Raw genomic sequence first — 12,433 nt, 5'->3', positions numbered from 1 at the left:
TGAATTATTCCTCTCGGAATAGGTTGTACCTCATAGACGTGAGATTTGAATTTATGTTACCAATTTTAACACTACTTAACATGCCTTTAACATTTCAGGGTGTTTTGAAGCTAGCTTTATTAAATTTGATAAAAAATTAAAATAAATCCTTTTATTGAAATTTATGCATAAAAAAACTTTAGTTATTGGCGCCTCATTGAAACCTAATCGTTATTCGAATATAGCCATTAAAAGACTCGTAGATCACAATCAGCAAGTTGCTGCATTTGGTCTCAAAGAGGGCGAAGTAAGTGGTGTTACGATAGATACAAACTTGATGCCTTATAAAGATATTGATACTGTAACCTTATACTTAAACGCTGAACGGCAAAAACCATTTTACGATTACATTCTTTCTTTAAAACCGAGACGTGTAATTTTTAATCCTGGAACTGAGAATCCAGAATTTCAAAATGTTTTAAAACAAGAAGGCGTATATTTTGAGGAAGCATGTACACTAGTTTTATTAGCAACTAATCAATATTAGTAGTGGCTTTTTTTGAAATAAAGAATAAACCAAGCATAGTAATTAACCCATTTATAGGTAGTACTTCCCAATGAAACTTATAATCACCAATGACATTTTCTGGTAACGAAGTGATACCGTAAGTTACTAAAATGGCAGCTAAACCAATAATCCAAGTATATTGATCTTTGATTGTTCTTTTTGTAATAATTCCGAAAGCAAATAAGCCTAACAACGGACCATAGGTAAATGTTGCGAATTTAAATAAGTTACTCACAACACTACCTTCTAAACTATTAAAAATAATAACAACTATAATGAGTAGTATAGACACGCCAACATGCACTTTCTTTCGTAACGGTTTTTGTTGATCAACTTCTCTTTTCTCAATATTTAAAAAATCTACTGAAAATGATGTGGTTAGAGAAGTTAATGCAGAATCGGCACTTGAATATGCAGCTGCGATTAGCCCAATGATAAAGGTAATTGCGAGTCCTTTTCCTAAACCTTGATTCATTGCTATTTCAGGGAATAAAAGATCATTTCTGGTCCTTCCGTCCACTATTGGGATATCAATACCAAACTGTTCTGCATAAATAAATAATAAAGCGCCTAAACTTAAAAAAATGAAATTGACAACTACTAATAAAGCAGCCATGGAAAACATATTCTTTTGAGCATCTTTTTGATTTTTACAAGTTAAGTTTTTCTGCATCATATCTTGATCTAAACCTGTCATAGCAATAGTGATGAATATACCTCCAATGAAATATTTCCAAAAATAAATTTTAGAATTAGCATCTTCCAAAAAAATTATTTTGCTTTTAGATTTGAAATTAGTGTTATTTAAAATTTCAGAAGCAGACCATTCCAATTTATTAACGATTAGTGCTATAGCAACAATAACACAAGTAAGCATAGCAAGGGTTTGTAGTGTGTCAGTCCAAACAATAGTTTTTATTCCACCTCTATTGGTATATAACCATATTAATAAAATTGATATCACTACAGTCATCCAAAAAGGCACTCCTAGAGATTCAAAAACTATATACTGCATAGCCAAGGCAACCAAATAAAGCCTAAAGGATGCTCCAGTGACTCTTGAGAGTAAAAAGAAAAATGCACCAGTTTTGTAACTTACTTTTCCAAAACGATGCTCTAAATATTGATATATTGAAGTGACATTAAGTTTATAGTATAGAGGTAAGAGTATAAGTAACACTACTAAATATCCAATAAAAAAACCAAATACACCTTGCATGTAAGCAAACTGTTCCCCATTCACTAGGCCTGGTACAGAAATAAAGGTAACTCCTGATAATGAGGCACCAATCATTCCAAATGCAACGACATACCAAGGTGATTGCTTTTTTGCCTTAAAAAAAACTTCGTTAGTATCTTCTTTCCCAGTTATATAAGAGATTAAAATGAGTATTCCAAAGTAAGCCAGAATGAGAAAAATGATACCGTTTGTCGACATAATTAGGGGTTTGACAGCGTTTTATTTTAAAAATCTTATTTTTGGTAAAAAATTGTTAACAATATTAAGTAATTTCTAATTAAGATGCATGTTTTTACAGTTGCAGATTTTCAGAATATTTGAATATGTAATCTTTATTTAGATTCTACTTTTAACCCTAAAGTTTTAAAATGAAAAATTTTTACCTACTGCTTGGTTTTTTAATCACTCTATCAACATCGTCTTGGTCTCAAGAATATAAAAAAATGATTTCTGAAGGTACGCATACTGTGCAAGAAATTCAGCAATCAGCTGAAGCTCATTTTGCAATTGTCGGGACAGAAAGAGGAAAAGGATATAAACCATATAAACGTTGGGAGTATCAAGCGTTATTGAATATGGATGAGAACGGGATGCTTAAAACTCCTGAGTATTATTTTAACGAGCTAGAAAACTACAACAACTTTGTAAACCAAAATTCTGTAGAGTATAGAACCACAGTTGGAACGTGGGAACAATTAGGACCTTCTTATTGGAATCAAACCTCTGGTTGGAATCCTGGTGTTGGTCGTGTAACTTCTATAGCAGTTGAGCCTACAAACATCAATCATATTATTGTTGGAGCCAATACAGGAGGAGTTTGGAGAACTACTGACGGAGGTGCTACTTGGACAGTACTTACAGATAATCTTTCCACATTAACGGTTTATGCACTAGCTATAGACCCTAGTAATCCATCAACTTATTTTTGGGGCTCTTCAAGTGGTACCATATTCAAATCAACAGATTCTGGTGCAACTTGGAATATTTTAGCTGATACAGGAGTTGGTAACGTAAATAAAATTCTTATTGATCCAACTAACACAAATAAAATGTATTGTAGCGTCGATTTTGGAGGTATTTATAAGTCTTTAGATGCAGGTGTTACTTGGACACTCATCGATGGTAGAGCTACTAGCGGTTATGATATCGAATTTAAACCCGGAAATACTAATGTTGTTTATGCTTCTGGAAATGCATTTTTCAAATCTACAGATGGAGGTGCTACATTTACAACTCCAAATGGTCTTGATCTTTGGCAACAAGAATATATTTCAGGTAATAATGATTGGACTACAGGTGGAACTAATCAAAATAATACCGTCGGACCTAGAACAGGAAATGCAATGGCAATTTGTTATGTAGGTAATTTTACTTCACCTATAACTAACCTTGTGACTCCAGTTTTAGATCTTTCAGGAACAACAAATCCAGTATTGAACTTTTCATATACAAACGTAAATTGGGAAGGTGATATAGATACCATGCGCGTGTTGTATAAAACATCTGCTGCTGGTTCTTGGACAGAGTTGGCTTCATATACAAGTGAGTCCCCTTTTTGGACAGATATCACATTGAATCTTCCTAATGCATCATCAGCTTACTATATAGCGTTTGAAGGTACTGCAAACTTCGGTAGAGGTTTTACACTCGATGATGTGTTGGTTCAAGATGGTGTAAACGTAATTTTTGCTGATGGTTTTGAAGCCGCTAATAATGCATTCGAATCTGGCCCTAAAATGATAGGCGTTTCTAATGATGATCCTAATGTTGTATATGTTCTTGAGTCTTCTGGAGGAGTTTTTGGAGGGTTTCACAGGTCTGATGATAGCGGCGAAACGTTTAATAAACTTGATCATACTAATAAAAATTACTTTGGATATAGCTCAACAGCTTCAGATGATAGAGGTCAGGCACCAAGAGATATGGATGTAGTTGTTAACCCAAATGATGCAGATGATGTTCATATTGCAGGCATTCTGTCATGGAGGTCAATAGATGGAGGCGTTAATTTTAATGTAAGCTCACAATGGGTGCCTCAAACTGCTGCTGCAGAAAATATTGGCTATTGCCATGCAGATATTGATATTATGGAATATGTTGGTAATAGTACTCAAGGGTATAAATTATATGTAGGTAGTGATGGTGGTATATTTGTTGCCGATAATCCACTTGTTGTCAATAGTTCATACTATAGAGATTTAACTCCTGGATTAGGAATAAGGCAATTTTATAAAATAGGTGTAAGCCAAACTAATCCTGTAGTGGTTACAGGTGGTTCGCAAGATAATGGAAGTTCTGTTTTAGGTTCTGATGGTGTTTGGAGAGATTGGTTAGGTGCTGATGGAATGGAAGGTTTTGTTGATAAAACGAATAGTAACATTCTTTATGGGACCTCACAGTTTGGTACCTTATACAAATCATTTAATCAAGGTTCAAATTCTACGTTTATTCCTTCCCCGTTAAATAAATCTGGTAACTGGATCACACCATTTGAACAAGACCCATCGTTACAAGATGTAATTTATACTGGATATGATGAGGTATATAAATCTACAGATGCTGGTAATTCATGGTCATCTATTTCTCAAAATTTTGGAGGAAATTTGAATCACTTGAAAATAGCACCAAGTAATAACTTGATTATGTTGGCTGCAAGAGGTGGTGATCTCTATAAAACAACAACTGGAGGAATTGCTGGAAATTGGACTCAATTATCTGGGTTTAACGGAAATATAAATTCTATTGCAATTCACCCTTCAGATCCAAATAAAATTGCAATTGCAACTACAAGTTCTCAAAAGGTATATATATCAACTAATGGTGGTAATTCATGGACACCATATCGTTTAAGTTTGCCAGATTTTAGTGCTCGTGCTTTAGTGTGGGAAAATAATGGAAAAGACGGTCTATACTTGGGAATGAACTATGGTGTGTTTTATATTGATAATACATTTGCAGATTGGCAACCTTTTAGTAATAATTTACCAAATGTAATTATTAGTGAGCTTGAAATCAATACTGCAGATAATAAGCTCTATGCTGGAACTTATGGTCGAGGTTTATGGAGGTCAGATTTATTTGATCCACTTCTAAGCGTTGAAGAATTTGAACTCAATTCAATTAAAATGTTTCCTAATCCAGCGACTAATCAAGTAAGTTTAGTATGGAGTAAACCAGATCAAGTTTCAATTAAAATATTTAATTCTTTAGGAAAGTTAATGTATTTCACTAATGGACAAAGTTTAGTAGAATCTATCAAAATAGATGTTTCTAATTATGCATCAGGATTATATTTTGTAACCATTAACAATCTTAATGGCATAGTGACTAAGAAACTTATGGTTGAATAAGAATAATACCTATAAAAATTAATAGCCACTCTAAAATTGAAGTGGCTTTTTTTTACTATTGATCTAAAATATTTAGTGTAATTAAGCTCTATATCGTAAATTCGCCACTATGGAATTTTCTTCAAAACTTCTTGAAAATGCTGTCAATGAAATGTCACAATTACCAGGTGTTGGTAAGCGTACTGCATTGCGTTTAGTTCTACATTTATTACGCCAGCCCGAATCACAAACCTTAAGCCTTTCTGAAGCATTGAGTGCCATGCGTAGTACAATTAAATCTTGCAAAAGCTGTCACAACATAAGTGATACTGAACTATGTGAAATCTGTTCCAATCCACATAGAATAGATGATGTTATTTGTGTCGTTGAAGATATACGAGATGTGATGGCAATAGAAAATACTAGCTCTTTCCGTGGGTTATATCATGTTTTGGGTGGTAAAATTTCTCCAATGGATGGTATTGGTCCAAATGAACTTCACATCAAATCTTTGGTGGATAAAGTGAAAAAAGGACAAATAAAAGAGCTTATTTTTGCGTTAGGTTCTACCATGGAAGGTGATACAACAAATTTCTACATCTACAAGCAGATTCAAGATTTAGATGTTAAAACATCTACAATTGCTAGAGGCATTTCTGTAGGAAACGAATTAGAATATACAGATGAAGTTACTCTAGGACGAAGTATTATTAATAGAATTCCATTTGAGGCATCCTTAAAATCCTAATCCTATTTGAAACTTTCAGTTATCATACTAAATTATAATGTGCGTTACTTTTTAGAACTCTGTTTAAAAAGTGTTGAAGCAGCATTAAACGATTTAGATGCTGAAATCATTGTTGTTGATAATAACTCTTCAGATGACAGTTGTGAAATGATAAAAGCATTATTCCCAAAAGTCAAACTCATAGCCAATACAACTAATTTCGGATTTTCAAAAGGTAATAACATAGGTGTTGCTGAAGCTCAAGGTGAGTATATTTGCATTTTGAACCCAGACACTGTAGTCTCAGAAACAACGTTTAAAGACATCTTAAAATTTATTAAAAGCAAATCTGAAATTGGGATTTTGGGTTGTCGATTAATAGATGGTCAAGGCCAGTTTTTACCTGAAAGTAAACGCTACGTACCAACACCAAGTGTAGCTATAAAAAAAATATTCGGATTTACAGATTCATACTACGTAAAGCGCTTAGAGCAAATCGCTTCTGGTAGAGTTCCTGTTTTAGTTGGAGCATTTATGGTGATGAAAAAGCAAGTTTATAACGAAGTTGGTGGTTTTGATGAGGATTATTTCATGTATGGCGAAGATGTAGATTTATCATATAAAATTAAAAGCGCTAATTATCATAACATGTATTATGGCAAAGTTACTGTAATACACTACAAAGGTGAAAGTACATTAAAAGACAAGGTGTACGCCAAACGGTTTTATGGTGCAATGCAGATTTTTTACAATAAGCATTTTAAGTCTAACTTCTTTTTCAATACTTTTGTGTGGTTTGGGATACAATTAGCATCATTATTTAAGCGCTCTAATAATAGGAAAAGAAGAACCAAGATCATTCAATATGTACTTATTTCTACAAAAATGAATGAGGCACTAAATGCCTCTTTGAAACAAGACATAAAGCTACAGCATAATGTGGAAGTCTATGAGGATGATACAGAGTATATTTTAGATCATCATCATCTCAGCTTTAAAGCAATTATAGATATTATTTCCGGGACACCTAAAAATTGTACTGCTACATTCAAAATTCTTCCAAAAAATTCTAACTTTATCATTGGGAGTGACAGCTCTAAAAGTAGAGGTGAAGTTATTTCCTTTTGATAATAATTAATTGAAATAATCTCAATAATTGTATTGATTTTTCATTAATTTTGCAACCGTTAAACATATTATTGATGCTAGATTACAGATATGGCAAAATTTGAACTAAAACTCCCGAAAATGGGAGAGAGTGTTGCAGAGGCAACAATTACATCTTGGTTAAAAGAAATTGGTGATACTATTGAAGCTGACGAAGCAGTATTAGAAATTGCTACAGATAAAGTTGACAGTGAAGTACCGAGTGAAGTTGATGGCGTATTGGTTGAGAAACTCTTTGACGTTGACGATGTAGTACAAGTAGGACAAACCATAGCTGTTATAGAAATTGACGGTGATAATAATGGTTCAGGAGAGACACCAAAAGCTGAGCCAGCTATACACGAAACTATTAAAGAGCCAGTTGCTGTAAGTGAAGTTGTAAAAACAGTAACTGCAGCTCAAGAAGCGGCTGCTCCAGTAGTAAGTTCAGGAGAACGTTTTTATTCTCCGCTAGTAAAGAACATGGCAAAACAAGAAGGTATAGATCAAACAGAGCTGGATGCTATTCCTGGCACAGGGAAAGATGGTCGTGTTACCAAGAATGATATGGTTAGTTATATAGCGAATAGAGGTACAAAAGCTAAACCTGTTAAAACCGAACAAGAGTCTTCTAAAATAGTTTCTAATTCATCTGATGTTATTGAAAAGAAATCTGAGCCAGTGCCTGTAGTTGCTAATGGAGATGATGAAATCATAGAAATGACTAGAATGGGTAAGTTGATTGCACACCATATGGTCGAATCTGTACAAACTTCAGCTCACGTGCAAAGTTTTATTGAAGCTGATGTTACCAAAATATGGAATTGGCGAAATAAAGTTAAAAATGAATTCAAACAACGTGAAGGTGAAAACTTAACGTTTACGCCAATATTCATGGAAGCTGTTGCAAAGGCCTTAAGAGATTTTCCTATGATGAATATTTCTGTGCAAGGTGATTCTATTATAAAAAAGAAACATATCAATTTAGGTATGGCGGCTGCATTACCTGATGGTAATTTAATTGTGCCTGTAATAAAAGACGCAGATCAGTTAAATTTAGTTGGTATGACCAAAAAAGTAAACGATCTTGCTGGACGTGCTAGAGAAAACAAATTAAAACCAGACGATATCCAAGGTGGTACCTATACAGTTACCAATGTAGGTACTTTTGGAAGTATAATGGGAACACCAATAATAAATCAACCTCAAGTTGGTATTTTAGCCCTTGGCGCTATAAGAAAAGTTCCAGCAGTAGTTGAAACAGCCGAAGGTGACTTTATCGGTATTCGTTATAGAATGTTCATGTCTCATTCATACGATCATCGTGTTGTAAATGGAGCGCTTGGAGGCCAATTTGTAAAAGCAGTTAAAGATTATTTAGAAGCTTGGGATCCTAATAGAGAAATATAGGATAAACAAAGTAAAAAACTAAAAAGCATGAGCATGATCTTAAGATTGTGCTTTTTTATTTTTTCCACTAAAAAAGATTTATAAGCAACTACTGTTTGTCATTTGATTTTTTAAACCTAAATACAGTTCATGTTTTCTAACGTCATGTATAAAGATTGTTCAATTTATTCAATAAGCCCAAATCATCTTTTCCGCATATTCTACTTATCTTTGCCAAAAAATTAGCCTAATGCAATTAAATCTTACAAAACCTATCTGTTTTTTTGATCTTGAAACTACAGGAATCAATATCACTAATGACAGAATTGTTGAAATTTCCATATTAAAAGTTCATCCAAACGGTAAAGAAGAAACCTATACTAAGCGTGTAAACCCAACGATTCCTATTCCACCTGAGGTGACTAAAGTACATGGTATTTCTGATGCAGACGTGGTAAATGAACCAACGTTTAAAGAGATATCTAAAGACGTGTATAATATGATAAAAGACTCAGATTTGGCTGGATTTAATTCTAACCGATTTGATATTCCGTTATTGGCAGAAGAAATGCTTAGAGCAGAAGTTGATTTTGATATGAAAAATAGACAATCAATAGATGTACAAACTATTTTTCATAAAATGGAACAGCGTACTTTGAGTGCAGCTTATAAATTCTATTGTAATAAAAGTCTAGATGATGCTCATAGTGCTGAAGCCGATACACTTGCTACATACGAAGTATTGAAAGCACAATTAGATAAGTATGAGGAATTAGATAATAATGCTGATTTTTTGGCTGAATTTAGTTCGCGCAAGAAATTTGCTGATTTTGCCGGATTTATAGCCTACAATAAAAATGGAGAAGAATGTTTCGCTTTTGGTAAACATAAAGGTAAATTAGTAACAGAAGTATTAGAGAAAGAACCTGGTTACTTCGGTTGGCTGCTCAATGCCGATTTTCCACTGTATACTAAAAAAGTATTGACTGCCATTAAATTAAGGGCCTTTAATAATAAGTTGCTATAAACACAACAATTTAATATGAAACTCATATGTATTGGTCGCAATTATACAGACCACATCAAAGAATTAGAAAATGAAAAGCCTAAAAACCCTGTCGTGTTTTTAAAACCAGACACCTCCATATTATTGAAGAAACAGCCATTTTTTATTCCTGATTTTTCTGAAGAAATACACCATGAAGTTGAAATTCTAGTTAAGATCAATAAGGTAGGAAAACATATTGCTAAAAAATTTGCTCATAAGTACTATGACCACATAGGTCTTGGTATAGATTTCACTGCTCGTGATTTGCAAGCACAATTAAAATCAAAGGGATTGCCATGGGAAAAGGCTAAGGCTTTTGATGGAGCAGCTGTAGTAGGAGAGTGGATACCAAAACAAGAATTTCAAGATGTAAATAATATCAATTTTTCATTGCAAAAGAACGATACTCTAGTACAACAAGGTAATACGAGTTTGATGCTATATAAAATTGATGAAATTATCGAATATGTCTCAAAATATTTTACTTTAAAGATTGGAGATATTATATTTACAGGCACTCCAGCTGGAGTTGGCAAAGTTATTGCTAATGACAAACTAACCGGATTTATAGAAGACAAGCAATTGTTTTCAATAACAGTGAAATAAATGGAACAACATTATAAATTATTTAGAGTACGTGAATTAGCTGGTGATGATGATGATTTTGTGGCAGCATTGGCCGCTGCGTTTTTGGAGGAAGTACCAGTTGATGCCGAGCGTCTCAAAACAGCTGTAGCAGAGCATGACTATTACAATGCATACCAAGCTGCACACAAAATGAAACCTACAGTAGATTTATTCGAACTTGGCGTACTTCAAGACCTGATTGTCGTACAAGATTGGGGCAAATTTGAAAAAACAGGTGAAGATTGTTCTAAAGAGTTAGATGTAGTCTTGTCTGCTGTAGAAAATGCTACCCAAGAAATAAAAACTGATTTTAACTTATAATGTTAGCAGAGATTATTACCATTGGTGATGAGATTCTCATAGGTCAGATTGTAGATTCAAATTCTGCATTTATTGCTAAAGAACTGAATAAAATTGGTGTGTCAGTTTACCAAATCACTTCTGTTCAAGATGATCAAACACATATACTAAAAGCACTTTCTGAAGCTGAAGCCAATGCTGATATAGTCATTCTTACTGGAGGTTTAGGACCAACAAAAGACGATATCACTAAAAAAACTATTGCAGAATATTTTGACGATACTTTAATTGAAAACACTTCTGTACGAAAGAATATTGAACATATCTGGAACGTTTTTGTTAAAAAACCATTGAAGCAAGTCAATATAGATCAAGCTTTAGTGCCCTCAAAAGCAGATGTGTTGATGAATAAATACGGAAGCGCTCCAGGCATGTGGCTTGAAAAAGAAAATACTGTTTTTATATCCTTACCTGGTGTGCCTTATGAGATGAAAGCTTTAATGGAAGATGAAGTCATTCCGAAGTTAAGAACTCGGTTTAAATTTCCATATATAGCACATAAAACATTTCTTACCTACGGATTAGGCGAAAGTGTATTAGCTGAGCGTATTGAGACTTTTGAAAATGAATTGCCATATTTTATCAAACTAGCCTATTTACCAAGCTTAGGACGTGTTAGACTTCGTCTATCTGCCAAAGGAGAGGATAAGCATACAATTGAGACCGAAATGCGTAAACAAACAGATATCCTTTTACCACAAATTAGTGATGTGTTTGTTGGTTTTGAAGACGACCTATCTATAGAAGCAGTATTGGGTAAGCATCTAACACAACTAAACAAATCTGTAGCTACGGCTGAAAGTTGTACTGGTGGACTTATAGCCGAACGATTTACGGCTAATCCAGGGGCTTCAAAATATTTCAAAGGAAGTATTGTAAGCTATACTAAAGAAACAAAGGTTAACTTGCTTAAAGTTTCAGAAGAACTGATAGACGACCATTCTGTAGTGAGTGCTCAAGTTGCTGAAGCGATGGCATCAAATGCGCTAACGTTATTAAATGTAGATTATGCTATTGCAACCACAGGTAACGCAGGTCCAACTAAAGATGATACAGCGGAAGACCTTGGTGTGGTCTATATAGCTGTTGCCACAAAAGAAAAGGTATATTCTGAGCAATTCAGTTTTGGTAATCATCGCATAAAAGTGATCAATAAAGCAGCAAATAAAGCCTTTGAAATGCTACAAAAAGAAATTTTAAAAAAGTAATACTTTTAGTTTGCTGATATTACAAAGTTTTATTAAATTTGCACCCTGTTTTAAAGAAACATAATTAAAGTTAGAAAGAAATGTCAAGAGTTTGTGAACTTACAGGAAAGAAAGCGATGGTTGGAAACAACGTTTCTCACGCAATGAATAAAACTAAGCGTAAATTTAACGCTAATTTAATCAAGAAGCGTTTCTATATTCCTGAAGAAGATAAGTGGGTTACATTAAAGGTATCGACTTCAGCATTAAAGACTATCAATAAAATTGGTATTTCTGCTGCAATCAAAGAAGCAAAATCCAAAGGATTTTTAAAATAATAGCATAACGCGCTAAAGACATGTACAATGGCAAAGAAAGGAAATAGAATACAAGTTATATTAGAGTGCACAGAGCATAAAGAGTCTGGAATGCCAGGAACTTCTCGTTACATCACTACAAAAAATAAAAAGAATACGCCAGATAGAATGGAGATTAAGAAATTTAATCCAATCTTAAAGCGTATGACGGTTCACAAAGAGATTAAATAAAATAATATAGAGTCATGGCAAAGAAATCAGTAGCATCATTACAAACAGGATCTAAAAGACTTACTAAAGCGATCAAAATGGTTAAGTCACCAAAAACTGGCGCTTATATGTTTGTTGAGTCAGTAATGGCACCAGAGTTTGTCAATGATTTTTTAAACAAAAAATAAATTAGATATTTTAGTCTAATTACAAACTGCTTTCAAATTTGAAAGCAGTTTTTTTATGTCTATATTTGAACAGTTTTCTGCCATTATAGCAGTAAAATCTTTTCGGCGCGACATTTGA

Annotated in this window: 13 protein-coding genes; 12 read left to right on the top strand and 1 reads right to left on the bottom strand. The window is 33.6% G+C overall.

The features are described 5' to 3' along the window. Window positions 1-163: 163 nt before the first annotated feature. Window positions 164-526, top strand: coding sequence for a CoA-binding protein (locus Q0876_RS05715; protein WP_299225015.1), 363 nt, complete (start codon window positions 164-166; stop codon window positions 524-526). Here the strand turns inward: Q0876_RS05715 and Q0876_RS05710 are convergent. Next, window positions 513-1,985 (bottom strand): sodium:solute symporter, encoded by a 1,473-nt coding sequence (locus tag Q0876_RS05710; protein ID WP_299225013.1) that lies wholly within the window; start codon window positions 1,983-1,985, stop codon window positions 513-515. The genes Q0876_RS05715 and Q0876_RS05710 overlap by 14 nt on opposite strands. Window positions 1,986-2,155: 170 nt before the next feature. Here Q0876_RS05710 and Q0876_RS05705 point away from each other — a divergent pair, with 170 nt between their 5' ends. The 11 genes from Q0876_RS05705 to Q0876_RS05655 all read left to right on the top strand — a co-directional run bounded on the left by Q0876_RS05705 (window position 2,156) and on the right by Q0876_RS05655 (window position 12,315). Then, a complete protein-coding gene (locus Q0876_RS05705; protein WP_299225011.1) occupies window positions 2,156-5,137 on the top strand; it encodes a T9SS type A sorting domain-containing protein in 2,982 nt (993 codons plus the stop codon). Window positions 5,138-5,246: 109 nt separating this feature from the next. Further along, window positions 5,247-5,864: a recombination mediator RecR gene (recR, locus tag Q0876_RS05700; RefSeq protein ID WP_299225009.1), complete on the top strand. Its 618-nt coding sequence runs from the start codon at window positions 5,247-5,249 to the stop codon at window positions 5,862-5,864. Between the two features lie 6 nt (window positions 5,865-5,870). After that, window positions 5,871-6,971, top strand: coding sequence for a glycosyltransferase family 2 protein (locus Q0876_RS05695; protein ID WP_299225007.1), 1,101 nt, complete (start codon window positions 5,871-5,873; stop codon window positions 6,969-6,971). Window positions 6,972-7,061: 90 nt separating this feature from the next. After that, entirely contained in the window at window positions 7,062-8,399 is a 1,338-nt protein-coding gene (locus tag Q0876_RS05690; protein ID WP_299225006.1) for a dihydrolipoamide acetyltransferase family protein, read from the top strand. 229 nt (window positions 8,400-8,628) lie between these two features. After that, window positions 8,629-9,405, top strand: a complete 777-nt coding sequence (locus Q0876_RS05685) for a 3'-5' exonuclease (RefSeq protein WP_299225004.1) — start codon at window positions 8,629-8,631, stop codon at window positions 9,403-9,405. A 15-nt stretch (window positions 9,406-9,420) separates the two neighbouring features. After that, window positions 9,421-10,032 carry a fumarylacetoacetate hydrolase family protein gene (locus tag Q0876_RS05680; RefSeq protein WP_299225002.1) on the top strand — a complete coding sequence of 204 codons (612 nt, stop codon included), beginning with the start codon at window positions 9,421-9,423 and terminating at the stop codon, window positions 10,030-10,032. Continuing rightward, window positions 10,033-10,374: an Hpt domain-containing protein gene (locus Q0876_RS05675; protein WP_299225000.1), complete on the top strand. Its 342-nt coding sequence runs from the start codon at window positions 10,033-10,035 to the stop codon at window positions 10,372-10,374. Next, window positions 10,374-11,621 carry a CinA family nicotinamide mononucleotide deamidase-related protein gene (locus tag Q0876_RS05670; protein WP_299224998.1) on the top strand — a complete coding sequence of 416 codons (1,248 nt, stop codon included), beginning with the start codon at window positions 10,374-10,376 and terminating at the stop codon, window positions 11,619-11,621. The genes Q0876_RS05675 and Q0876_RS05670 overlap by 1 nt, the downstream gene beginning before the upstream one ends. 80 nt (window positions 11,622-11,701) lie before the next feature. Next, on the top strand, window positions 11,702-11,938 hold the full coding sequence (gene rpmB, locus Q0876_RS05665) for a 50S ribosomal protein L28 (protein ID WP_299224996.1): 237 nt from the start codon (window positions 11,702-11,704) through the stop codon (window positions 11,936-11,938). A 27-nt stretch (window positions 11,939-11,965) separates the two neighbouring features. After that, complete coding sequence (gene rpmG, locus Q0876_RS05660) at window positions 11,966-12,148, top strand: 50S ribosomal protein L33 (RefSeq protein WP_031444791.1); 183 nt, start codon at window positions 11,966-11,968, stop codon at window positions 12,146-12,148. A gap of 14 nt (window positions 12,149-12,162) precedes the next feature. Further along, window positions 12,163-12,315 (top strand): DUF4295 domain-containing protein, encoded by a 153-nt coding sequence (locus Q0876_RS05655; RefSeq protein WP_008271041.1) that lies wholly within the window; start codon window positions 12,163-12,165, stop codon window positions 12,313-12,315. Window positions 12,316-12,433: the final 118 nt, after the last annotated feature.

The organism is uncultured Psychroserpens sp. (assembly GCF_947503375.1).
Classification (GTDB): Bacteria; Bacteroidota; Bacteroidia; order Flavobacteriales; family Flavobacteriaceae; genus Psychroserpens.
The sequence above is the reverse complement of the archived record's forward strand: the minus strand, read 5'-3'. Positions and strand labels throughout refer to the sequence as shown.